Below are 24,865 nucleotides of genomic sequence, written 5' to 3'. Positions count from 1 at the left end.
CGTATTTGTGCAAAGCTCTAAAGGAGTTTCGAAGCGATGGATGACAATCTCGACAACCTGATCTCGCGCCGCTCACTGTTGCGTCGTGGCTCTTGTGCGGCTTTGGGTATTGGTGGTTTGATGTCGCAGCTGTTTAACCTGCGGATGACCAGCGCGGCCTTGGCCCAGAGCGGCGGCGGGTTCAGCGATTACAAGGCGTTGGTCTGCGTCTTTCTGTTCGGCGGTAACGATGCCGGCAACACGATTATCCCGATCAGCGGCGGCAATCAGAACTACTCCGACTACGCCGCGGGGCGGACCGGTTTGGCGATCCCGCTAAACAGCCTGAACGCGACCACGTTCACCCCCGCAGGCAGCACACGCCAGTTCGCTTTCCACCCGCAACTCACCGACGTGCACAACCTGTTCAACCAGGGCAACATGGCGGTCGTGGCCAACGCCGGTTCTCTCGTCGAACCGACCACGCTGACTCAGTACCAGAACCGGAGCGTGGCCCTGCCTCCGCAGCTCTTCGCCCACAACACTCAGCAGGAGCTGTGGCAGATCTCGACCGCCGACGCCATCGGGCGGATCGGTTGGGGTGGGCGCATCGCCGACTCGCTGCAGGCGCTGGGGGCGCAGAACGACTCGGGTGTGTCGATGAACATCTCGATCGCCGGTTCGAACTATTTCCTTACCGGAAACCAGGTCACGCCTTATGCCGTCTCGCCCAACGGCGCGATCGGACTGGACACCACCGCGTTGGGTTCCACCTCGGACCGGGAGATCATCGCCAATGCCTACGCCGACCTGATCGCCCTTCAAGGTAACCCGAATTATTCCGCCCGTAACGAACTGAGCAAGGCTTATGCCGACGTCGCCGGACGGGCTCTCCGGAACGAAGACATCATCTCGAGCATCGACGCCCGCCAAGACCCCAACACCGGCGACTCGGTGCTGCGTAACCTTGCCGTGCCCGACGGCAACTCGCTTGCCGCCCAGCTCGGTGCCGTCGCCCGCCTGATCGAATCGGGCCCCAGCATCCTCGGCCAAAACCGCCAGGTCTTCTTCGTGTCTCTTGGCGGCTTCGATAACCACAACGGCCTCATCGGCCCGCACGACGACAACCTCGCCCGGGTGAACGACGCCCTGAAGTATTTCTGGGACGCTCTGGGCTTGCTCAACCGCCGTGACGACGTGACCACCTTCACCGCCTCCGACTTCGGCCGGACCTACCGCTCCAACGGCAACGGCTCGGACCACGGCTGGGGCGGCCACCACTTTGTCATGGGCGGAACCCAGGTCGACGGCGGCAAGATGTACGGCGACTACGGCAACATCGCCATCGGCGGACCAGAAGACACCGGCAATGGCCGATTCATCCCGACCACTTCGGTCGATGAATACGCCTTTGAGTTTGCCCGTTGGATCGGTGTCCCGACCTCGGAGATGGGCACGATGTTCCCGAACCTTGGCCGGTTCCTGGACGTGAACAACCCGAGCACCCACCTCGGCTTCATGAACATCTGATCATCGTCGCAAGCCATTTGGTGCCCCGCTAAGGAGCAAAGCTTACACATTAACGATAACACCTAAGGCTACACCTGATTTTGGGTGAGCCTTTTGTTATTGCAATGAGTACAGTAAGTTTTAAAGGTAATTATCTTGCGTCAGTGAGCTCTGGTTTTTACTTTTAATCTAGACCGTAACGATTTGTTTCGCTTACGGTTTATCGCTTTGCCATCGCAGCAATTATGTTGGCAGTGGCCTTGAGGTTGGGCTTTAAATTAGAGCATTCCCTGCTTCTATGGTATCTCCTAATTGTGTTTGCATTAAAACTTGATTCAATGCATTTCACTAAGGGATTAAGCGATCGGGTCATTCAATTAATTTGACTTCAGTACATGCGTGCTTGTGTTGTTCGGTCATGCAGTTTGGTCAAGGTTTCTAGTTTTACGTCGGGGTTGACGTCGTATCAGGAGAGTAAGGTTTGTATCACCATTCAGCCCTTTTTCGTAATAAACACACCACATTCACTTGGCGTTCGGGTTGTAAGTCTCTGTTGATTATTGCCGGTTTTGCGGCCTGCCCCGCCTTTGCTCAGCCGGTCCTGGTCTTCGACGATTCAGGCAACGCGGTGCCGGGGGTGTATGAGCAGAACAGCTCTTTTGTCTTGGATGCCCCGTTCGATACCGGCGGTGTCGGCTTTGATCTGGAGTTCCGCCGGGCGGGGCTTGCGCCTTCCGCGGCGGCTCAGCTGACGCTGGTTGGTCGTGACAAAGGTGCCAGTGTTCTCGAGACATTTAATAATTTCGACAATGCCTTTGGCCCCGTTTCGTTTTTTAGCGATACGGGAACCGATCTGGGGCAAGCGACTTTGGGGTTGAGCAACGCCTCGGCGGGGCGGATCTTCCTCTCGGCTTACACCTTCGAGGTGGGCTTGCTGGAGCCGGGTGAGTATGAAATCGCGGTGGGCGGGAACACGCCCGGCATCGTCGCCGATGAATCCTTTGACGATGTCGCCTTGGGCGACTCGTCCTACCGCTTCCAGGTCGTCGAAGTGCCCGAGCCGACCACCGCAGCTTTGCTGGCGCTTCCGGCGATGGCGGCAATCCTCCGGCGAAAACGTCTCGATTGAATGAATCCGCAGTCGGCCTCTCCGGTGTGGGGAGGCTGTCGGGCGGTCTTATGCGCCGCGCGTATCCCTTTGCAATCCAAGTCCGTGTTGAGTTTATGTGAAACCGGACTCCTGCCCCGGCACCCCCTGCCGTCTTGATTCTTCCGAATTCTCTGTTTCTACATAAGGAATCTATGCCATGGCTTTGTCACGTTCCGTCACTGTTTGGCTAAGCGCATCGCTGGTTTGTGTTTCGTTTTCTACCGCTCACGGATCGCCCCCGGTTGCGACGTCGATGCAATCGTCGATGGAGCACCAGGCTTCGGGCAGCACCGCTGTCTACTCGATCGACATGCCGTTGGCTGGCCCGCGGGGGGTGGAGCCACGCAGGCCGCGCGACGGCAAGAGCGTGGTGTTGTTTGTGTTCGACCAGGCGGTGGCGTCGGTGGGGGGGATGTCAAGCACGCACGGCACCATCGGCGCCGCATCGGGGGTGAGCGGCGCGTCTGCGGATACGGTTGAGATCCACCTTGAAGGCATCCCCGACGGCGAGTGGGTGACGATTTCGCTGACGGATGTGGTGTCGCCCGGAGGCGAGACGCAGGCGAGTGTCGAGGGGACCCTGGGCTTCTTGATGGGCGACGTGACGCTCAACCGCGTGGTGAACGTGTCGGACATCCGTAAAGTGGCGACGTTCTCGGGTCAGGACGTGGGCACGGGTAACAACTTCGTTCAGGACCTGATCATCAATCAAGCAATCAACGTGTCGGACATCCGCTTCACGGCCACGCGTAACGGCCAAAGCCTGCCCAACACCGCTCCGACGCTGACGGGCCTGGCGGACCAGAGCACGACGGAAGGCGTGGCCGCGACGCAGGCGTTTGTGGTCGACGACTTCACCACGCCAGCGAGCGGGTTGACGGTGAGCGCGACCAGCAACAACACAACATTACTCCCGCAGGCGAACATCGGCTTCTCGGGTGTTGGGTCGAGCCGTGACATCACGGCGACGCCGGTGTCGGGCCAGACGGGCTCGGCCACGGTGAGCGTGACGGTGTCGGACGGCTCGTTGTCGTCGACGCAGACGTTCGTGTTGACGGTGGGGACGAACACGCTGCCGGAGGCGTTGGCGGAAGCAGACAATTTTGTGGGCGCCGCGCCGCTGACGGTGGGGTTCGATGGTTCGCGATCGTCGGATGATGAAGGGGATATCGCGTCGTATTCGTGGAATTTCGGGGACGGGAGCACGTCGACGGCGGGGCCGGAAGTGAGCCACACGTACGCGTCGGCGGGGACGTACGAGGCGACGCTCGAGGTAACGGACGGGGGCGGGGCAACCCATAGCATCCCGCTGACGATCACGGTGTCGGACGGCAGCTTCGACATCAACGCCACGCCGTCGGAGAGCGACGCGAGCCGGTTCCTTTGACAGGCCGCGTTCGGGCCTTCGCAAGCGGACATCAACCAGGTCCGCAACCGCGGGTACGAGGGCTGGATCGATTGGCAGATCACGCGGTCGCCCACGACGATTACCCAGGAGCGCATCGACCTGGCAGACACGGCCGAGAACGGCGCCGTGCAACTGCACCGCTACGCCTGGGCGAACATCGCGGTGGACGCCAACGACCAGCTGCGCCAGCGCATGGCTTGGGCGCTGATCCAGACCCTGGTGATTAACGACTCGGAAGACGGCAGCGGGATCACCGCCAGCCGCGGCTACTACAACTTCATGATCGACCGCGCGTTCGGCAACTACCGCGACCTGCTGGCGGATGTCACCTTCTCCCACCCGATGGGCAAGTACCTGACCTACATCGACAACCGCAAGGCAGACGAGGTGGCGGGTACCAGCCCGGACGAGAACTACGCGCGCGAGATCATGCAGCTGTTCTCGATCGGCCTGTTTGAACTGAACATGGACGGCACGCAGAAGCTCGACAGCAACGGCGATCCGATCCCGACCTACACCAACGACGAGATCCAGCAGTTCGCGCGGGTGTTCACCGGGCTACGCCGATCCAGCATCGGTGAAACAAACCTGATCCGCGAATCGAACCCGATGCGCATGGACGTGGGGCGTCACGAGTTCGGCTCCAAGCAGCTGCTGGACTACCCCGGCGCGGCGAACAACGGTTTCATCCCGGCACGTCCGGTGGAAGAAGAAACCGAAGCAAACGGCTTGGCCGACGTGAACTTCGCGATCGACAACGTTTTCAACCACCCGAACGTCCCCCCGTTCATCAGCCGTCAGCTGATCCAGCGGATGGTGACGAGCAACCCGACGCCGGCTTATGTGGAGCGTGTGTCGAACGTCTTTGCGGACAACGGCAGCGGGGTGCGGGGCGACTTGGGCGCGGTGGTAAAGGCGATCCTGCTGGACCCCGAAGCTCGAGACCGCACGTACAGCAGCAACCCCTATTTCGGAAAGATCGTCGAGCCCTATCTGGTCAAGTGGGCGCTCTACCGCGTGTTGGACCGGAGGGACAAGCCGAGCGAGCAGATCGGCCTGCGCGTCGATCAAAACCAGAACAGTGTCTTTAACGACTACAAGCAGTCTTATCTGACCTCGCCCACGGTTTTTAACTTCTACCTGCCGGACTTCACGGTCGTGAACTCCGGACTCGATAAGCGCGGGCTCGACATCCCCGAAGCGCAGATTATCGAAGACATCTCGATTTTCTCGGTAATCAACAACCTGCTTTCCAGCCACATCGATGAAACCGGCGATAAGGAAGCCAGCGTGTACGCCCCGCTTCAGGCCGTCGCGGACGACCCGTCCGCCTTGGTCGATGAGGTCAGCGATCTGCTGATGTACGGCACGTTGAGCCCGGAAGCAAAGGCCATCATCGTCAACACGATCAGCACCGAATCCAACAACCTCAACCGGGTCCGGACCGCGATCTGGCTCACGATTACCACGCCTGAATTCCAGGTGATCAATTAATCGGCTGTTTTTCACATCACTCAAATGATCGAATAACCAACCAATAGAGACTGGTGTCTCAGGAGTTTCATAATGGATGACAATCTCGACCGACTGATCTCCCGCCGTTCGTTTCTGCGCCGTGGTTCATGTGCAGCGCTTGGCATGGGCGGCCTGATGTCTCAACTCTTCACGCTCCGCACGACCAGTGCGGCGTTGGCCCAGACCGGCTCGGGCTTCAACGACTACAAAGCCTTGGTCTGTATGTTCCTGTTCGGGGGCAATGACTCGGGCAACACGGTGATCCCGATCGACGGCGGCAATCAGTACCACGCCGACTACGTGACGAACCGCACGAACCTGGCGATCCCGTTGTCTTCGTTAAACGACACGATCATCACCCCCGCGGGGGGCACGCGGCGGTTCGCGTTCCACCCGGAGATGACAGACATGACCGATCTGTTCAACCAGGGCAACCTGGCGGTCGTCGCAAACATGGGCCCTCTGGTCGAGCCGCTCACGAAAGATCAGTTCAAGAATAAAACCGGTGAACGCCCGCCCCAGCTGTTTTCCCACAGCAGCCAGCAAGACCTGTGGCAGATCTCGACCGCCGACGCGACGGAGAACATCGGGTGGGGCGGGCGCATCGCTGATTCGCTGCAAGCGCTCGGGGCGCAGAACGATTCGGGCGTGTCGATGAACATCTCGATCGCCGGCATCAACTACTTCTTGAGCGGCAAAGACGTCACGCCGTACACGATCGGGCGGACCGGGGCGACCGGGCTGACGATCTCCAACAAGCTGGGCTCGAATGGGACCCAGCGCGCCGATATCGCCACGGCCCACGCCGACCTCATCGCCCTGAAAGACAACCCCAACTATTCAGCTCGAAACGCGCTGGGCAAGGTGTACGCCGACATCGCGGAGCGGTCGCTGAACAACGGGGAAATCATCAACAATATCTTCGGCCAGCCCTCCGCGATCACCACCCCGGTGCCCAACGGCAGCCTTTCCGAGCAGCTCGCCGCCGTGGCCCGGATGATCGAGTTCGGCCAGTCCCACCTGGGCCAGAACCGTCAGGTCTTCTTCGTCTCTCGCGGTGGGTTCGACAACCACGGCGGGCTGATCGGCCCCCACGACAACCGGCTCCAGGAAGTCAACGAAGCGTTGAAGTTCTTCTGGGATGCGCTGGGCGAGATCAACAAGCGCGACGCGGTGACGACGTTCACGGCGTCCGACTTCGGCCGGACCTACCACTCCAATGGCCAGGGCTCGGACCACGGCTGGGGCGGCCACCACTTCGTGATGGGCGGCAATCAGGTCGATGGCGGCAAGATGTACGGCGAGTTCAACAACATCGAGATCGACGGCCCGGACGACACCGCCCGCGGCCGATTCATCCCGACGACCTCGGTGGACGAGTACGCGTTTGAGTTCGCCCGCTGGATGGGCGTGCCGAACTCGGAGATGGGCACGATGTTCCCGAACCTCGGCCGGTTCCTGGACGTGAACACCCCCAGCACCCACCTCGGGTTCATGAACAACTGAGCCACCGCAAGCTCACGATGTTTCCTTACCGGATGGCCCGTCTCTCTCCTTGGGGGGGAGAGACGGGGCCAATCTGGGCCCCGGTTCGTTGGCTTGCGCCCCGTATCCCGGGCGAGTTTCTTCGGCGGATTCTGGCGGGCTGACGAGCCTTGGCGGGCCTCCTGGGTGAGGCCGCTCAGGGAAATCTGAGTCGCCAGAATGAAAACGCGGTTTTCGGCTGCAAATCCAAATTTAAATTGCAGTTACGTTTGGGTTAAAGCAAATGTGAGATATACTTATTGGGTTCCCGAACGGAGTATTTCCCGCTTGGCCCGAGCCGTCTATTTGTTGAGTATTTCCAGTTTCAATCCAACCTCCTGGCGGGGCACTGTGCGCGGTGCCTGGCTATGTGTTGGGGCGTTGGTTTTGGTCGCCGTGGGCGTGGTCTCGCCGATCACGGCCCAGCCCAATCCCGACACCACCATCCAGCTCGATCTGCCCGACCCGGTGCCGCTGGAACGGTTGCTCGATTTCGCCAGCCAACGGCTGGACCTCAACATCATCTACGACCCCGAGAAGGTGCGTGGCCAGCAGGTGTCGATCAAGTCGCCCGCTCAGGTGCCCGCCGATACGCTGCGTGACCTGATCGACGAGGTGCTGCGTAGCCGGGGCCTGGTACTGGCCGAGGACGACCGCGCGGGCTGGTACCGTGTGGTGAGCATCGATGAGCTCGCGCAGGCAGCGCGCATCGCCGACGGCGATAACGAACAGCGCGGCGGGGTGCTCACGCAGGTGTTCCTGCTCGACGGGCTCTCGGCCCAGGCCGCCAGCGAGTTGGTGACGCCGTTCCTCACGCCCTCGGCCGGGAAAGTCTCGGCCAACGCGTCGACCGGGCTCCTGCTCGTCACCGACTACGCCGCGAACGTCCGCCGGATCGAGTCCCTGCTCGAAGCGATCCGCGGTGCCGCGGGCCCGCAGGTGCGCGAGTACTACAACGTTCAGCATTTGGCGGCGGAAGACCTGTCGCTCATGCTCTTGCAAGCGCTCGGCGCGGGCGACGATATCGAGGCCGCACCCACCGTCGGCGTGGTCGTCGACGAGCCGGCCAACCGCGTGTTGCTGCTCGGCGGCGAGGCGCAGGTGCGGGCCGCGCTGGCGCTTGCTGAAAGCATCGATGTCGATTCGGGCCTGATGCCCCGGGTGTATCGTTTCCGCTATACGTCGGCCGACCGTTTCGAGACGCAGATGCGCCGCATGCTCGACGCGTCGGTGTCGAGCCCGAGCTACGAGTCCAGCGTCGACACAGCCTCGGGCGTCATGATCCTCACCGCCCCCGATTCGGTACACCGTCGGGTGGAATCGCTCCGCGAACAGCTCGACGTGGCCACCGACGACCAGGCCAGCCCCGTTCGTTTTTACAAGGTGAAAAACGCCAACGCGGCCGACATCCTCGAGACCATCCGCGGTCTGGAAGACGACGGCTCCGCCGCGGACCGCCTCCTGATCGAGGGGGCCGAGGGCGCGGTGGGAGCGATCCTGCCGCTGGGCCGAGAGCTGGGCGACGTTCCTCCAGGAAACTCAGAGATCAACCGCGAGGTTGTTGGCCTGCGTGGCGAAGGCGCAGACGGCGAGGGCAGCCAACGCCCCAAGGCTGTGCGTACCCCCAACGCCACGCTCACCGCCGACGAGAACACCAACAGCATCATCGTCGTCGCCGCGCCCGCGACCCAGGCGATCTACGCCAAGCTCATCGAAGAGCTCGACCGCCGTCGCGCCCAGGTCATGATCGAGGTGACCATGATCACCCTCGACACCACCGACAACTTCTCGCTGGGCGTCGACATCCTCGCGGGGGATCAGAACGGCGAGAACCAATCGTTCGTGTTCAACCGCTTCGGGCTCAACGAGATCGGCGCCGACGGCCGACTCGATCTGGCTCCGGCGCTCGGCTTCAACGGCGTGGTGCTCTCGGCCGACATCGCCGACGTCATCGTGCAGGCGCTCAAGTCCGACGGCAACACCCGCGTCGCCTCGGCACCGCGCATCCTGGTCAACGACAACGAGACCGGCTCGATCGCCAGCGTGCTCGGCCAGCCCGTCGCCAGCATCAACCAGGGCCAGAACTCCGACACCGTCACCTTCGAAGGCTTTGTCGAAGCGGGCACCAGCATCGAGATGACCCCGCACATCGCTGAGGGCGACCACCTCCGGCTGGAGTTCAGTGTCGCGCTCGAAAGCTTCTCCGGCGACGCCGCCTCGACCAACCTGCCCCCGCCGCGGCAGAGCAACACCGTCGAGAGCCACGTCACCCTGCCCGACGGCTCGACCATCGTCGTCGGCGGCATCAACTTCGACAGCTACTCCGAAACCATCCAGCGCGTGCCGCTGCTCGGCGAGATCCCGGTGCTCGAATACCTCTTCAGCAGCCGAACGATCATGGAATCGCAGAACACGCTGTTTGTGTTCATGCGGCCGGTGATCCTGCGGCAGGACGACTTCTCCGACCTGCGGTTCTATTCGCGTGAAAGCCGAGAACTCGCGGGCCTGGCGCTCGACGAACCGCTGGACGCCAGCGGCCACCCGGTCAGCGAGCCGCGTTGGGTCTGGTGAGTCTCCGCTGAACGGACCCCGAAAACTTCGCCCCCTGATTCGGCCCGCCTTGTCTGTCCCTGCCGACTTCCGCCATGAACCCTCAGCCCGTCAATCCGAACGCCGAACCCGCGGACCCGCCCCGGCCGTGGCCGGACTTTGTCGCGCGGGTTCCGATCGGTTTTGCCCGGCGTCACAGCATCTTGGGTGTGGCCGACGCCGAGGGCCGGCCGCTGTTTCTGTCGACCGATGACACCGACCCCGATGTGATCGATGCGCTGCGTCGTCGTGTGTGCCCGGCAAAGTTAGAGCGTTGGGAGAGCGACCGTCTGGCCTCGGCGATCGAGTCGGCCTACGCCGAGTCCGGCATCGATACCCAGGGCGCCATCGCCGACATCGACGTGAAAGCCGCGACGCAATCCGCGGGCGCCGATGCGCCGCAGCGCGTCGCCGACCTGCTGGATGACGAAGGCCGGGCGCCGGTGGTGAAGCTGGTCAACGCGCTCATCTACGAAGCGGTGGTCGCTGAGGCGTCGGACGTCCACGTGCAGCCGCGCAACGGCAAGACGCTGGTGCGTCTGCGCAGCGACGGGTTGCTGTACGACGCGTTTGAATTTCCCGCCGCGGTTCACGAAGAGCTGGTGAGCCGGGTGAAGATCATGGGCGGCATGGACATCGCCGAGAAACGCCTGCCGCAGGACGGCCGGGCGAGCGTACGACTGGGCGACCGCGAGGTCGATCTGCGTTTGTCTAGCGTGCCCACGCAGCACGGCGAACGCGTGGTGCTGCGTCTGCTCGACCAGAGCACCCGCCGATTCAGCCTCGACGAACTCGGCATGCCCACGCGCATCCGCGAGCAATTCATGCCGCTCATCGAAGCAGAGCACGGCCTGATTCTCGTCACCGGCCCAACCGGCAGCGGCAAGTCCACCACGCTCTACGGTGCACTCCGCCAAGTGGATGCGACCCAGCTCAACGTGCTCACGCTCGAAGACCCGATCGAATACCAACTCGAAAACATCAGCCAGATGCAGGTCGCCTCGCAGCGCGGGATGACGTTCGCCAAGGGGCTGCGCAGCGTGTTGCGGCAAGACCCCGACATCATCATGGTCGGCGAGATCCGCGACCGCGAAACCGCCGAGCTTGCGATCCAGGCCGCGCTCACCGGCCACCTCGTGTTCTCGACGCTGCACACCAACGACGCGGCCAGCGCGGTGACGCGTTTAATCGATTTGGGGGTCGAGCCGTACCTCGTGGCGAGTTCGTTGCTGGGCGTGATGGCGCAGCGCCTGGTCCGGCGGGTGTGTGACGACTGCGGCGAGCCGCTGAGCGAAGAACAGATCGCGCAGGAGCTTGGCCGGGTCGGCGAGACGCCTTGGGTTACGCCGATGCAGCCGCGCCACGGCACGGGCTGCGAGAAATGCCGCGGCACGGGCTATCGCGGTCGGCTGGGCTTGTTCGAGTTGCTCGCGGTGACGCCCGAGTTTTCCGAATTGATCGGCGACCGAAGGCCAGCCAGCGAGTTGAAACGCCACGCGATCGCGGCGGGTATGACCACGCTGCGCGAAGACGGGGCCGAGAAGATCGCACGTGGATTGACCACCGCCGAGGAAGTGCTGCGTGTCACACGACGCTCATCGATGTCTGGCGACACGGGTCAAGACGATACGGGTGACCTGCCGCCGCTCGAAGCGGAAGGGTTCTGACATGCCGGTGTATTCCTACATCGCGTTCAAGGGCAGGGCGCGGGAGACGGGAACCCTCGTGGCCGACACCGCGCGGGATGCACGGGATCAGCTGCGTGACCGCGGGTTGGACCTGCGTTCGCTCGAGGCGTATCAGAAGAAGCAGCGGGACGACGCCGAGGCGAAAGAGTCGCGGTTGTCGTCGTGGCGCTTGCCCACGCTGCGCAAGCCGGACATCGCGGGGTTCTTGCAAGAGCTGGCGACGCTGATCGAGGTCGGCGTGTCGGTGTTGGAGGCGCTGGATGTGCTGATCCAGCAGCAGCCCGCGCGGGCGTCGCGGTTCAAAGCGGTGCTGCAGGGCGTGCGCGACCGTGTCGCGTCCGGCGGATCGTTGGCCGACGCGATGGAATCGGCCCGCCTGTCGACCGGTCGCAAGGTGTTCGACGACGCGACCGTGGCGATGGTCCGCGTCGGGCAGGAGACCGGCCGGCTCAACGTCGTGCTCGAACGCGTCGCCGACTATCAGGAACGGCGGTCCACGATGAAGAACCGCCTACTGGGCGCGTTGACGTATCCGGTGGTCGTGGGAGTGTTCGGGCTGGGCGTGTGCTTGTTCCTGATGACGTATGTGGTGCCGGACATATTGGAGGCGTTATCCGATACCGGCCGACCGCTGCCTGGGCCGACGCGGATTGTGAAGGGATTCAGCGATGCGCTGATCAATCATGGCCTGTGGATTGGCCTCGTCGCGTTGCTCGTGGTGATTGTTGTCGCGGCGGTTTTGCGGCAGCCCAAAGGGCGGCGGTGGTTTGATCGCAGCTTGCTGGCGCTTCCGATCCTGGGCGAAATCGAACGAAAACAGTCGGTGGTGCGGTTGGCGTTTGTGTTGTCGACCTTGCTGCGCAGCGGCGTGAGTTTTGAGCGAGGTCTGGGCATCGCGCGGCGGGCGGTGCGTAACCGAGAACTCGGCGATGCGTTGGAGCGTTGCGAGGAAGCGGTCCACGAAGGCCGAGACCTGGGGCCTGCGCTCGAACAAACACGGGCGTTTCCCCCCGCCATGGTCAAGGTGTTTGGCCTGGGCCAGGAGAGCGGGCGATTGGCGGAACTGCTCGAGCGCCTGGCGGCGAGCTACGACCGCCAGGTCGTGTCGTTGACCACCCGGCTGACCGCGTTGGTCGAGCCGGTGTTGATTGTGTTGTTGGCGTTGTTGGTGGGCCTGATCGCGTTCGCCACGCTGCTGCCCATTTTGGAGATCGGCAATGGGATTTGATCGGAAAAACAGACATCGCCAACCGGGCGGCTTTTCGCTTATCGAGATCATGGTCGTGCTGGTCATCATCGGCCTGCTGGCGGGTCTGGTCGGGTTGAACGTGCGCGGCCACCTCGTCCGCGCCAAAGTCACCGCGACGCAGGTCGAGATCAAGACGCTTGAAGATGCGCTGACGGATTTCTACACCGTCTACGGCCGATACCCCACCAACCAGGAAGGGCTGGAGATCTTGTTCCGCGCCACGGACAAGCTGCCCGAGCCGATCATCGCCAACGGGGATCTGCTCGACGCCTGGAACCGCGAGTACCTCTACAACCAGCCAGGGCCCAACGGTCCGTACGAAGTGATCAGCCTCGGTGCAGACGGCATGCAGGGCGGCGAGAACGCGGACGCCGACATCAGCAGCGACGACAACGACGCCGAGGTCGGCCAGTGAAACCAAGCCCGGTCCAATGCGCACCCCGGGCCCGGCCCGGCGGGTTCAGCATGATCGAGTTGATCGTGGTGTTGCTGTTGCTCGGACTGACCTCGGCCCTCGCGGCGGCGTCGCTGCGGGGTACGAAGAGCGTGTTCGACAACGCGCTGCTCAAGCAACAGCTGGTGGACTTCGACCAGCGCGTGCGCCAACGCGCCCGACTCGCCGGAGACATCCGTGAAGTCACGCTGGACCTGGGCGGCGGCACTTTGCGCGAACAAGCGGAGGGCGAGGCGAAAACGAGTCCGCTGCGTTGGTCCACCAGCGAGCAGCACGCGCGGGTCGTCGCGGTGTGGACGCCGTCAACGGGTTGGGTGCGCCGCGGCGAGGTGACTTGGCGATGCTCGGGCGACGCGGTGATGCCGACGTATGCGTTGGAACTCTCCGCGGCCAGCGGAGATGAGCGGTGGCTGATCGCGGGGGTGAGCGGGCAGTGGACGCCGTTGGATACCGACGGCCGACGGGGTGAAGCGGTGCTCGATGCGCTGAGGGTGGTGGGCGATGGTTGATCGCTCTCGCCAACGAGGACTGACGCTGATCGAAGTGGTCGCGGCGCTGGCGTTGATGGCGGGCGTGTTGACCGCGGCGCTGGTGGCGCGGTCGCGGCTGGTCGAGCAGGCGCAGCGTGCGGAACTTCGCCAGGAAGCGGTGGCGTTGCTCGAGGTGTTGAGTGATGACGCGGCTGAGCAAGTCCTCGGCCCGGGATCGTTTTACTCCGACGAGTTCTTCGTGGTGGTGCAGGATCGGCAGCCGCCGTCGCTGGATGCGCTGGGCCTGATGGTGCGGCGGGTGAGCGTGTATCCCGCGGCGGACGAGCAGGCTCCGGAATTGGCGGCCGTCGAGCGTTTTGTGGTTCGGCCGACGCCGTTGGCGTTGGAAGGGGGCGGCCGTGAATAAGCGAGAACACGGGATCACGTTGATTGAGATGCTCGCCGTGCTGGCATTAACCGGCATGCTGCTGGCGGCGTTGTTCCAAGCGCTCGGCGGCGTGGTGCGCAGCGAGCGTCGGTTGGCGGATGATGCGCCGATCGAAGAAGCGACGCCGTGGCGCGATATCGTTCAAGGACAGATCAAGGCGGACCTCGACCAGGCGCTCTGGGCGGTGTACGACGACCAGGAGCTGAGCATCGAGGGCTGGAGCGGTCGAGATGTCGAACTCGGCACCACGGATCACAACGCGGTGCGCGTCACCTATCGCATCGACGCCGACACACAGTTGTTGTTCCGCGAACAGCAGCGCCTCGGCCAAGTCCAACTCGCCCCGACTCAGCGCGAACTCGTCGCGGCGTGTGTTGCAGACTTTGAGATGGATCGACAGGGTTGGGTGGTGCTGCGTTTTGCGGACCCCGGGGTGCGGCCGCTGCGATTCAATCTGGCCGACCGGCAACGCGGGGGGGCGGGCTGATGAGACAGACGCGGGACCAAGGCTTTGTGTTGTTGTTGGTGCTGGCCGTCTTGGCGGTGCTCGGCACGGCGTTGGCGAGCTTGGCGTTGCGTGTGCACACGCAGCAGCAGGCCGCGGCGTTGGATCTGCATCGCCTGCAGCGTGACTTGGCGGTGCGCAGTGCCGACGAAGCGATCCTTGCCCAGCGCGACCGCTTGGCGGCGGGACCCGCGGGTGTGGTGGCGGGGCGTGCGTTGCTTGGGGATCAGCTGGTGCAGCTGCGCTGGGCCAACGAAGACGCCAAAGCGAACCTCAACAGCCTGCAGAAGGTGTTGAGTGAAGAGGTATTTGCACGCGAGCTGGATCGCTTCGCCGAGGCGGGTGGTGCCGAGGGGCTGAGCCTCGACGCGGACGGGGCGTACAAGGACTTTGGGCTGACCGCTTCGGGGGCGCAGGCCCGGTGGCCGGCGTTTGCCTCGTTTGATCAATTGTCGGAACGCGAGGAGGTGCAGCGTGTGATGCGCGAGAGCCCGCCGACGCTGGGGCCGTTTGATCGGCTGACGCTCTGGGGTTCGGGCAAGATCAACCCGCGTCACGCCGACCCGTTGGCGTTGGGTTTGGCATTCCGAGCGCACCTGCCGCCGCGCGAGGCCGACGAAGTGGCTCTGGTGTTGTCGGGTCAGGCGGTGTCGAGCCGCGAATCGTTGCAAGAAGCGCTGGCCGAGCTGCTCGAAGGCTGGGACAATCCGCAGATGATCGAAGGTCTTGAAACACTCCTCACGAGTGCGGCGCAAACCACCAGCCTGCGCATCGTGATCGACGACGGCCGGCGGACGGACGTGGTGCTGCGTGTGCAGAACCCGCAGGGCAACCGGCGGGGCGGCGACTACGAACTGCGTTGGTAAGTTTTTTCGGCCCGCTCGGCCGATAGGTTGGATATCCACGGAACGATTCATTCATGACCCCATCCCTGCAACAACTTCTCGCCCGCGGCCTGGCGCTGGTGATTCTCGTCGCCGGGGGCTTCGGGGGCTGGACGGTGTGGCGTGGTGCGCAGAGCGAGGCCGCACAACCCGGGTCCGTAACGGGCGGAAGCACGTCGCCGGTGGTGGTGACGCCAACCTCCACGGCGTTGTCCGCGGAGCAGCTCGAGCGTCTCGACACGCTGCGTCTTCAAGGCGGGCAGGCCCCCGCGCCGCCGCCGACCCCGGTGTCGTTGCCGCCGATCGAAGTCCGCTCGATCAAATTGCTGGGCACCTTGATCCCGTCGCAGGGCGAGCCGGAAGGGCTGTTTATCGATGGCCGTGACCGCTTGGTCGTGGCCAAGCCCGGCGAAGAGTTGCCCGGCGGTGCACGGGTCGAATCCGTGAGCGACGGCCAAGCCACCCTCTCCGTGAACGGCCGCTCGATCAAGCTCCAGACCGAACGCAAGCGCATCGAAGCGCAGTCGGGGGGGCGATGATGAGCAATCCCGAGCAGATCATCGCGGTGTTTGTCGAAGACCGGGAACTGGTTTTCGGCATCCGTCTGGAAGGCATGACCCGGCTCGAACGGCTGTCGTGGGTGGATGAGGAACCGGATCGCGCCGCCATCGAATCATGGCTGATGGACAACGGCCTCGCGCCATCGCCGATCGTGTTGGGCCTGGGCAGCACGCTGTGCTACGCCGCGGAGTTGCCGACCGAGGACCTGCCGCGCTGGCGTCGTGAAGAAGCGCTTCGTTACCGCCTCGAAGGCAAACTCCCGGACGACTTGGAGACGCTAAGCGTGACGTTTGTGGGGGCGCACCGCCCGACGGCGCTGGCGGTGGCGGCACGCAATGATACTTGGCAACCGTGGGCTGAGGCGTTGGAAGGTTTGGGGTTTGAGGTGAAGGGAGTGACGCCCACGGCGATGCTGACCGCGGCGGCTCGATCGGAGCGGAGCGGGGGCGTGGTGGTGCAGAATCACCCGGCGGGCGTGGACCATCTGGTGTTTGATGCCGAGGGGCAGCTTGAACACTGGCGTTTTGTGCCGGCGGAAGCGGAAGAGGTTGCCCGCGTGTTGGGGCAGGCCGAGGGCTCGGCGGGCGAAGCGTTTGGCGTGGACGATGCGCTGATGCCGACGGGCTCGGGGTTGGCCGACGGCTCGGAATCCACCGCGCCCGAAGCGGGGTATCACGCGGCGATGCGTCACGCGACCGAGGTCTTGGCGGGTGATGCGGGTTTGCCGTTGAACCTCTTGCCGAGCGCGGCGGATGAGGCCCGGGCGCTGCGCGTCTGGACACCGGCGATCGCAGCGGCGGGCCTGGTGGCGTGGGGATTGGCGGCGCTGTTCTTTGTCATGGGCGGGCAACAACAGCAGCGGGCGGACAACGCAAACGATCAGCTCCGCGATGAATTCAAGCAGCTCTTCCCCGACCAACGCGCCCCGAGTGTCGTGCTTCCCCGTCTGCGCAGCGAGGCTGCTGTGCTGGCGACATCGGACGGAGCGCAGGGCGGACGCGACGCTTTGGAAGACGTGCTGGGTCTCGTGCAACGGCTACCGGATGAAGGCGGCTACGAACTCGACGAAATCTCCGCGGATGTCAGCTCGATCCGTCTGGTGGGCGAGACCAAGTCGTTCGGCATGATCGACACGATCGCCCAAAGCGTGGCGGATCACCCGGCGGTGGTCGCCGCGGGTGGCGTGCTGCCGCCGACCACGCAGGTGATGCCGTCCGGCCAAACCCGCTTTGAAATCCAGGTGAATACCCAGCCCCGAAACGCCAACGCGGGAGGGACGCGATGAGCCGATTCAAACCGTTCATCCCGCTGACGATCGCACTGCTCGGGGTCGTGGTGTTGGTGGTGGCCTATGGTTTTCACCAGAACGCCCGTGACCAGGCCGGGCGCGCCGAACGCGATCTGGATGAAGGCATGCAGCTCGTGGAGCGTCTGCGGCTGGTGCGCACGGGCGTCGAGTCGGGCGGCGCGGTGGAGGGGTTGGCCCAGACCGGCTTCATCCCGCGCATCGAAGCGGCGCTGAACCAAAGCGAGTTGTCCCTGTCGTCGTTGCGGTCGGTCACGCCTCGGCTCGACCGCTCGGGGGCGGTCTCGTACCGTATGGTCTTGAGCCCAGTCGCCTTGCGGCCGGCCGTCGAAGCGCTGCACGCGTTGTCGGAGGGCTCGGGCCAGGCCAACCGTGTCACCACGCTTGTGCTTCGGTCCAGCGACTCGCCCGTCCCCGGTTCGCCCGGCGTCGAGTCGTGGCGCATCGAAGCCGAGGTCCTCGATTCATCAGGAAGCCAGCCTTGAAACAAATCTCCACGAACACGGTTGTCCGGTCGGGTCTGCTTCTTCTGGTGGCGGGGGGGCTGCTCGTGTCGATCGGGTGCAGCTCGTCGTCGAACGCCTCGTCGCGTCAGGTAGTGGTCGAGCTCTCGGGCGATCCGCAGGCGGCGCAGTCGTCGTTTGAGCGCGGCGTTCAGGCGGTGCACCTGCAGGACCTGGAAGAAGCCGAGAAGTTTTTCCTCCTTGCGATCGAGTCCGACCCGCGTCACGGCCCGGCCCACAACAACCTCGGCAAGATCTACTACCAGCAAGACTGGCTGCAAGACGCGGCGATCTCGTTTCAGCGGGCGATCGAGTTCATGCCCTTCCGCCCCGAGCCGGCGAACAACCTCGGCCTGGTGATGGAGATCGGGCTCCGGCTGGACGACGCGGTCAAGCAGTACGAAGCCGCCATCGCGCTCAACCCCGACGACCCCGACTACCTGACCAACCTGGTGCGGGCCCGGGTGAAGCGCGGCGACGACGACGCACGTCTCCGGCAGCAGCTCTGGCAGATCGCCGACAACGACGAGCGCGAAGTCTGGGTGGAGTGGGCCCGGCAGCAGATCGATCGGCTCGACTGATCCGGTCTCACATCGGTCGTAAAACGTCTTTTGTCCCAGGGCACAATTCCCAATCATCGGTTACCCCGTGAGGCATCCCCATCGCATGGCTTGGTCGAGGTACGCCCGCCTTTTTCGACCACCACGATCGGCCATCAAATCCCGAGAATCGGCCATCACGGAATGAGACATGGGATAGCGGTTTGAAGTCATAGACACGGTCCGGACGAAAACTAAAATGTATAGCCACAACGCGCACTCGGCCTCGGCCGCGTTTACATCGTGGTTGTGCTCAATTCTGATTTTCTGTTTCGCTTTTCTTTTCGTTTGGAGTTCACGAACATGATTGATCGACGCGGTTTTCTTGCGGCGGGTCTCGCTTCCACCGCAGGGCTTGCGGTTTCCGCGACGGGTGAAGTTCCCAGCAGCGTGGATGCGCTGCCGACCGAGCCGTTCAATCTGCTCTACGCCCCGCACTTCGGCATGTTCAAGCACCACGCCGGCGACGACCTGATCGACCAGCTCAAGTTTGCCCACAGCCTCGGCTTCCGTGCCTGGGAAGACAACGGCATGATGAAGCGGGACGTGGCGACCCAGGAGAAGATCGCCGCGACTATGAGCGAGCTGGGCATGACCATGGGGGTGTTTGTCGCCCACGCCGGTTTCAAAGACGGTCTCTATGTGAATGGGGGCAGCGAGGCGCGGGCGTTTTTGCAGCAGCAGATGCGCGAAGCGGTCGAGGTGGCCAAGCGGGTGAACGCCAAGTGGTGCACGATCGTGCCCGGCAAGTTCGTGAACAACCTGGAGTGGGACTACCAGACCGCCAACGTGGTGGACTGCCTCCGCGCCATGGCCGAGGTCTGCGAGCCCGAGGGGCTGGTGATGGTGCTCGAGCCGCTCAACCCCTGGACCAACCACCCGGGCCTCTTCCTCACGAAGATCCCCCAGGCCTATGCGATCTGCGAAGCGGTGAACTCGCCGAGCTGCAAGATCCTCGACGACCTGTACCACCAGCAGATCACCGAGGGGAACCTGATCCCCAACATGGAGAAGGCGTGGAAGCACATCGCGTATATCCAGGTCGGCGACAACCCGGGGCGAAAAGAGCCCGGCACCGGGGAGATCAATTACCTCAACGTCTTTGCCGACCTGCACCGCCGGGGCTTCAAGGGAATCGTCGGCATGGAGCACGGCAACAGCGTCGACGGCAAAGAAGGCGAACTCCGGGTGATTAACGCGTATCGGCAGTGCGACGCGTTTTTAGGTTGATTCGTTTCGCGTCTCGAGACTGCTGCGTTTGATTTGTGTATCCACCACCGCTTCTGTTTTTTTCATTTTCCCGGAAGAGTGCATCCATGAAACCCTCTGAAACTCCCGCCATCGGTCGTCGTGATTTACTGCGTGCAGGTCTGGCTGCCGGGGCCGGGCTTGCGGTGATGCCCGGTCTGGGTACGGGGCGTTCGGCACACGGCGCGGTCGGTGCCAACAATCGGCTCAACGTCGCGCTGATCGGCGCCCACGGCCGAGCGGGCGCGCACTACGCCACGCTCAAAGATGAAAACGTCGTCGCGGTCTGCGATGTCAACGAGAAGTCGATCGCCTTTGCGCTGGAGCAGTTCCCCAACGCCGCCGTGTACAAGGATTGGCGCAAGGCCCTGGACCACCCCGGCCTCGACGCGGTGCTCTGCTGCACCACCGACCACACCCACGCCTTCATCGCCAACTGGGCGCTCAACCGCGACCTGCACGTCTACATGGAAAAGCCCCTGGCGATCACCGTCCACGAGGCCCGTACGGTCCGCGAGACCTACCTCGGCAAGCAGGACAAACTCGCCACCCAGGTCGGCATGCAGCGACACGCCATGCCCAACTTCAACCGCCTCCGCGAGCTCATCCACGACGGCGGCGTCGGCGAACTCAAAGAGGTCTACGCCTGGGGCAACCGCCAGATCCCCAAGCCCGGCTACCTGCCCGGCGGACACGACATCCCCAGCCACATCGACTGGGACCTCTGGCTCGGCCCGTCACCCGAGCACCCATACCACCCCGAGTATTTCTCAGGCCGACCCGGCGCGAACTGCCTGAACTGGAACATGTACTGGGACTTCGGTATCGGACAGATGGGCGACATGGGCAGCCACACCATGGACCTGGTCTGGAACGTCATCGACGCCGACCTGCCCACGAGCATCAAGTCCAGCTCGGACGAGGCGTTCAACCCCGAGGTCACGCCGGTGCAGCTACGCACCTCGATGAACTTCCCCGCCAACGATTGGCGTGGCCCCATCCGTTGCACGTGGTTCCAGGGCGGCGCGATGCCCAGCTCGCCTTCGCCGTGGATCGACCTGAACAAGATCGACCACGGGGCGATGTTCAAAGGCGACAAGGGTTTTGTGGTCGCCGACTTCTCCCGCCGGCTGCTGATCCCCAACGGGAAGGTCACCGACATGACCCACTTCGCCCCGCGTCCCGAACCCGAGCTGATCGAGCCCTTGGGCAACTTCCAGAAGCAGTGGACCCGGGCCTGCAAAGAGGGCGATCCGAAGAACACCGCGTGCAACTTTGAGTACAGCGCCAACATGATCGAGAGCATGTGCCTGGGCCTCGCCGCCTTCCGGGCGGGCGAAGAGCTGCAATACGACGGCAAGAGCGGTGTCGTGACCAACTTCCCCGACGCGAACGCGCTGTTGACCAAGCCCTACCGCGACGGCTGGACGTTGGAAGGCTGAGCCGCGGCCCGTGCGGTCATCTTCACGGGGGTGACGGCAGATTCCTGGCAGAATGCCGAATATTGTTGGGCAAATAGTTCGCGGAATAAGACATAAATTTGACGGTTCTCTTCATAGTAAATGAATTAGTACCGATTAAGATGGGATTTTGTTTTCGAGCGCGGCGTTGAGCCGTGCTTTTTGGTTCTGCACTCGTTTTCTACTGCGTTTTTAGCCGTTTGCAGCCCCGCCCCTCGCCAGAGATTCTATGAAGTCTCACCTGATATTCTCGATCGCATTGACGTGCGCCCTATGCGTGCCGCTGCTATTACGTCCGGCCGAGTCTCACGAGATCGGCTGGGTACATTTTCTCGGACGGTTCCACCCGCTGGTCCTGCACATGCCGATCGGCGCGATGTTCGTGTTGGCGTTGTTGGAGCTGTTGAATCTGGTTCGATCCAAGTGGAACCTCGACATCGCCTGCCGGATCGTGTTGTGGGTGTCGGTGTTGAGTGCGGTGCCGGCGGTGCTGGCGGGGTTTCTGCTGGCCTCGAGTGGCGGGTATCGGGAGAGCCTGCTGTCGCAGCACCAATGGCTGGGGTGGGGCACTGCGATCCTGGCGGTGTGGCTGTTGTATCTGCGGCGTGTCAGTCTGGATCGTCACGGCTGGATCTGGTTGTATCGGCCGTTGCTGCTGGTCAATGTCGCGCTGTTGTCTTTGGCCGGCCACTTCGGCGGCTCGCTAACGCACGGCTCGGACTACCTCACCGCGTACATGCCCGAGACGCTGCAACGCTACCTCGGAATCGGACAAGACGAGGAAGGCGAGCAGGAGGACGTGCTCGAGCTGGCCGCGACGCAGAACTCGTTGATCGATGCGCAGATGTTTGTCGATCACATTCAGCCGACGATGGCCAAGTACTGCTACGGCTGCCACGGCGAGGACAAGCAGAAGGGCGATGTGCGTCTGGATGGGTTGGACTGGGACATGGTCCACGGCCCCGATGCTGAGAGCTGGCGGTCGGTCTTGGACATGATCAACTCCGGCGAGATGCCGCCCAAGGGCAAGTCGCAGCCAAACGAAGACGAACGCCGTCGCCTGGTGGATTGGATGACCGAGTCTTTGGCGATCGCCGCGAAGGCTCGGCGGAGTGAAGACAAGCCGGCGTTCCGTCGCCTGACCCGGGCGCAGTACACCCACTCGTTGAACGAGCTCCTGGGCCTGCCGATCGACTTCGGGCAGACGCTGCCGCCCGACGCCAAGTCGGAGATGGGCTTCACCAACAACGCCGAGACGTTGCAGGCCTCGCCGCTGCACATCGAGTACTACCAGCAGATCGCGCGCGAGGCGTTGGACAAGGCCATCGTGTTCGGGGACCAGCCCGAGGCACAGCGCTGGCGGGTGAACATCGCGAAAAACTCGGGGAAAGAGTTGCCCGGCGCTCAGTTCGGCGGGTATCAATCCGTCCCGGTTTCGTCGGACGACATCACCGTCGAGGTACTCGACGTCAACGGCCAGCCCATGGCCGGCGAGGGTGTCGAGCGCATCCAAAACAAGATCGGGCTGGGGATGCGGGGCTCGGGCTCGGACCGTTTCAGCGTCACGGAAAAAGGCATCAACCTCTACGGCGCCCTCCCGCACCGTGAAAGACGCCCCAAGTCGTGGCAGGGCCCGTCGCCCAACCTCAAGATCCTGATCAAAGACATCTTTCCGGAGGAAGGCCCGTTCGTCTTCCGGGTGAAGGCGTCGCGTGGTGAGATCACGCCCGCGGCGAAGGAGGGCTTTGTCACCCTGCGCAACCCCGAGCCCGCGGCGGTGCGTGAGGATTCGTTGATCGTCCGGGCCGAGGACTACCTCGAGCTGGACAACCTCGAGATCGACGCCGAGGGTTGGCTCCGCCCGATCGATGTGGCGGCCGACTCCCGGGCGGACTACCGGTTTGAGGTGCCCAAGGCGGGCTTCTATCAGCTCGACTTTGTCCACCCCTACGCCGGGCAGGACGCGATGCCGTCGTATCGGTTTGTTTTCGACTGGCGTTTCCGCAAACAGGAACGCCTGGACCTGCCCGACGAATTGCGCGAGGCGGGCGAGATCACCGAGGCGGTGAGCCTCGTCTACCTGAAGCAGAAGGAGTATCTGCTGATGGTCGGCGGGCCGTTCTTTGTCGGGTTCAAGGAAGTCCGCCTGACGCCGTTGCCCGAAAACCACCAGGCCTACAAGTCGTTGATGAAGGAAGCGGAGAAGAACCGCAAGGCCTACGGCGACTCCACTCCGTCGCTGCGGGCCTACGCCGGCACGCGCACCGACGACGGCATGGACTACGCCACGTTCGACGCCGTCCGCACAGTCACCGCGCCGCCCGGCGAGCCCGAAACGTATGAATTCCAAGGCTATTTCGAGAACCTGCCCACCCCCGTGTTCGACCCCAACGCGAGCTCGGACTCGTTCTCGAACATGATGGTCATCGGCTTGTGGAACGACTTCCTGGTCAAACACAGCAGCCAGTCCGGCCCGCCGCTGATGGTCCATTCGCTCGAACTCAAAACCCCGGCCTACGCGCAGTGGCCCCCCGCGAGCCACACGCAGATCTTCTTCGATTCGCCGAATCGCAGCGACGAGGAGGCGTACACCCGTGAAGTGGTAGGGGCCTTCGCCGAGCGTGCGTTCCGTCGTGAACTCGCCGCCGAGGAGGTCGAGGTGTACCTCGACTTCTGGCGCAACATCGAGGGCAACTACGACCGTTACGAAGACGGCGTGAAGGAAGTCCTGGTCGCGATCCTGTGTTCGCCGAACTTCCTGTACGTGTTCGAGGCCGACGAAGAGGTTGACGAGGATCGGGGCCCGTGGATCGACCCGCACTACATGGCGTCGAAGCTCGCGTACTTCTTGTGGGACTCTCCGCCGGACGCCGAGTTGAGTCGGTTGGCTCAGGAAGGCCGGCTGCGTGACGAGCTGCCCGCTCAGATCGAACGCATGGTGCAGGACCCTAAGGCCTGGCGGATGGTCCGGCGGTTCTCCGAGGAGTGGCTGCGCGTGGACCGGCTGCGCGAGATGAACACCAATGTCCGGCGCTACCCGGACTTCACGCGATTCGTGAAGGCGGACATGGCCGAGGAAACCTACCACTTCATGCACGAGGTGCTGGTCAACGACCTGAGCATCATGAACTTCATCGACTCGGACTTCGCGATGCTCAACCAGAACCTCGCGGAGTTCTACGGCATCGAGGGCGTGAAAGGCCACGACTTCCGCCGTGTCGAGATTTTGCCGTCGATGCACCGCGGCGGCCTGCTGTCCCAGGGTGCCTTCCTCACCGGCCACTCCGACGGCACCGACGGCCACCCGATCAAGCGGGCGGTCTGGCTGAAGGAAAAGATCCTGGGCGACCCGCCGCCGCCGCCGCCGCCGAACGTCCCCGAGCTGGACCCCGACACGCCCGGCTTCGAGAACCTCACGCTCAAGGAGCAGCTCGCGCTGCACCGCGACAAGGCGTCCTGCGTCGATTGCCACCTGAAGATCGACCCCTACGGCGTGGCGTTTGAGAACTATGACGCCGTCGGCCGATTCCGCGAGCAGGTGCAGGGCGAGCGCGTCGATTCCACGTCGACCCTGCCCGACGGCATCGAGGTCCGCGGCGTCACCGGCATCAAGAACTACGTGCTCATGGCCAAGCGCGACCACTTCACCAAGGCTCTGGTGGAGCATCTCTACGCCTACGCCCTGGGCCGAAACGTCACGTTTGCCGACGAAGAAGAGATCAACGACATCGTTGCCGCGGTCAAGGGCGACGATTACACCTTCCGCAGTGTGTTCGAGCACATCGTGCTAAGCGATTCGTTTACCCAGCATTAAGG

General features: G+C 63.4%; 19 protein-coding genes and 1 pseudogene. All 20 read left to right on the top strand.

Features of this window, described 5'->3' with window-relative positions:
• Positions 1-36: 36 nt before the first annotated feature.
• The 20 genes and pseudogenes from HNQ40_RS06635 to HNQ40_RS06540 all read left to right on the top strand — a co-directional run bounded on the left by HNQ40_RS06635 (position 37) and on the right by HNQ40_RS06540 (position 24,863).
• Positions 37-1,509, top strand: a complete 1,473-nt coding sequence (locus HNQ40_RS06635; RefSeq protein ID WP_184677093.1) for a DUF1501 domain-containing protein — start codon at positions 37-39, stop codon at positions 1,507-1,509.
• 460 nt (positions 1,510-1,969) lie between these two features.
• The gene (locus HNQ40_RS06630; protein WP_184677092.1) at positions 1,970-2,617 is read left to right on the top strand and encodes a PEP-CTERM sorting domain-containing protein; all 648 of its coding nucleotides are present in this window, start codon (positions 1,970-1,972) and stop codon (positions 2,615-2,617) included.
• Positions 2,618-2,891: 274 nt separating this feature from the next.
• Entirely contained in the window at positions 2,892-4,025 is a 1,134-nt protein-coding gene (locus tag HNQ40_RS06625) for a PKD domain-containing protein (protein WP_221435406.1), read from the top strand.
• A gap of 12 nt (positions 4,026-4,037) precedes the next feature.
• Positions 4,038-5,540 (top strand): annotated as a pseudogene (locus HNQ40_RS06620) (DUF1800 domain-containing protein); the annotation flags it as partial.
• 72 nt (positions 5,541-5,612) lie between these two features.
• A complete protein-coding gene (locus HNQ40_RS06615; protein ID WP_184677090.1) occupies positions 5,613-7,067 on the top strand; it encodes a DUF1501 domain-containing protein in 1,455 nt (484 codons plus the stop codon).
• A 399-nt stretch (positions 7,068-7,466) separates the two neighbouring features.
• Positions 7,467-9,656 (top strand): secretin N-terminal domain-containing protein, encoded by a 2,190-nt coding sequence (locus HNQ40_RS06610; protein ID WP_184677089.1) that lies wholly within the window; start codon positions 7,467-7,469, stop codon positions 9,654-9,656.
• Between the two features lie 74 nt (positions 9,657-9,730).
• Positions 9,731-11,341: a GspE/PulE family protein gene (locus HNQ40_RS06605; protein ID WP_184677088.1), complete on the top strand. Its 1,611-nt coding sequence runs from the start codon at positions 9,731-9,733 to the stop codon at positions 11,339-11,341.
• Between the two features lies 1 nt (position 11,342).
• A complete protein-coding gene (locus HNQ40_RS06600; protein WP_184677087.1) occupies positions 11,343-12,590 on the top strand; it encodes a type II secretion system F family protein in 1,248 nt (415 codons plus the stop codon).
• Positions 12,580-13,026: a type II secretion system major pseudopilin GspG gene (gene gspG / locus HNQ40_RS06595; protein ID WP_315852765.1), complete on the top strand. Its 447-nt coding sequence runs from the start codon at positions 12,580-12,582 to the stop codon at positions 13,024-13,026. Before HNQ40_RS06600 ends, gspG begins: the two co-directional genes overlap by 11 nt.
• A complete protein-coding gene (locus HNQ40_RS06590) occupies positions 13,023-13,574 on the top strand; it encodes a prepilin-type N-terminal cleavage/methylation domain-containing protein (protein ID WP_315852764.1) in 552 nt (183 codons plus the stop codon). Before gspG ends, HNQ40_RS06590 begins: the two co-directional genes overlap by 4 nt.
• The gene (locus tag HNQ40_RS06585; protein WP_184677084.1) at positions 13,567-13,962 is read left to right on the top strand and encodes a type II secretion system protein; all 396 of its coding nucleotides are present in this window, start codon (positions 13,567-13,569) and stop codon (positions 13,960-13,962) included. Before HNQ40_RS06590 ends, HNQ40_RS06585 begins: the two co-directional genes overlap by 8 nt.
• Positions 13,955-14,470: a prepilin-type N-terminal cleavage/methylation domain-containing protein gene (locus tag HNQ40_RS06580; RefSeq protein WP_184677083.1), complete on the top strand. Its 516-nt coding sequence runs from the start codon at positions 13,955-13,957 to the stop codon at positions 14,468-14,470. The genes HNQ40_RS06585 and HNQ40_RS06580 overlap by 8 nt, the downstream gene beginning before the upstream one ends.
• Positions 14,470-15,354: a hypothetical protein gene (locus tag HNQ40_RS06575; RefSeq protein ID WP_184677082.1), complete on the top strand. Its 885-nt coding sequence runs from the start codon at positions 14,470-14,472 to the stop codon at positions 15,352-15,354. The genes HNQ40_RS06580 and HNQ40_RS06575 overlap by 1 nt, the downstream gene beginning before the upstream one ends.
• A 53-nt stretch (positions 15,355-15,407) precedes the next feature.
• Complete coding sequence (locus tag HNQ40_RS06570) at positions 15,408-15,911, top strand: hypothetical protein (protein WP_184677081.1); 504 nt, start codon at positions 15,408-15,410, stop codon at positions 15,909-15,911.
• Positions 15,908-17,218 (top strand): hypothetical protein, encoded by a 1,311-nt coding sequence (locus HNQ40_RS06565; protein ID WP_184677080.1) that lies wholly within the window; start codon positions 15,908-15,910, stop codon positions 17,216-17,218. The genes HNQ40_RS06570 and HNQ40_RS06565 overlap by 4 nt, the downstream gene beginning before the upstream one ends.
• The gene (locus HNQ40_RS06560; protein WP_184677079.1) at positions 17,215-17,724 is read left to right on the top strand and encodes a hypothetical protein; all 510 of its coding nucleotides are present in this window, start codon (positions 17,215-17,217) and stop codon (positions 17,722-17,724) included. Before HNQ40_RS06565 ends, HNQ40_RS06560 begins: the two co-directional genes overlap by 4 nt.
• Positions 17,721-18,323, top strand: coding sequence for a tetratricopeptide repeat protein (locus HNQ40_RS06555; protein ID WP_184677078.1), 603 nt, complete (start codon positions 17,721-17,723; stop codon positions 18,321-18,323). Before HNQ40_RS06560 ends, HNQ40_RS06555 begins: the two co-directional genes overlap by 4 nt.
• 321 nt (positions 18,324-18,644) lie before the next feature.
• Entirely contained in the window at positions 18,645-19,571 is a 927-nt protein-coding gene (locus HNQ40_RS06550; protein ID WP_184677077.1) for a hydroxypyruvate isomerase family protein, read from the top strand.
• 86 nt (positions 19,572-19,657) lie between these two features.
• The gene (locus HNQ40_RS06545; protein ID WP_184677076.1) at positions 19,658-21,031 is read left to right on the top strand and encodes a Gfo/Idh/MocA family protein; all 1,374 of its coding nucleotides are present in this window, start codon (positions 19,658-19,660) and stop codon (positions 21,029-21,031) included.
• A 295-nt stretch (positions 21,032-21,326) separates the two neighbouring features.
• Complete coding sequence (locus HNQ40_RS06540; RefSeq protein ID WP_221435405.1) at positions 21,327-24,863, top strand: DUF1592 domain-containing protein; 3,537 nt, start codon at positions 21,327-21,329, stop codon at positions 24,861-24,863.
• Positions 24,864-24,865: the final 2 nt, after the last annotated feature.

Origin of the sequence: Algisphaera agarilytica (assembly GCF_014207595.1) — a bacterium.
GTDB lineage: Bacteria > Planctomycetota > Phycisphaerae > Phycisphaerales > Phycisphaeraceae > Algisphaera > Algisphaera agarilytica.
The sequence above is the reverse complement of the archived record's forward strand: the minus strand, read 5'-3'. Positions and strand labels throughout refer to the sequence as shown.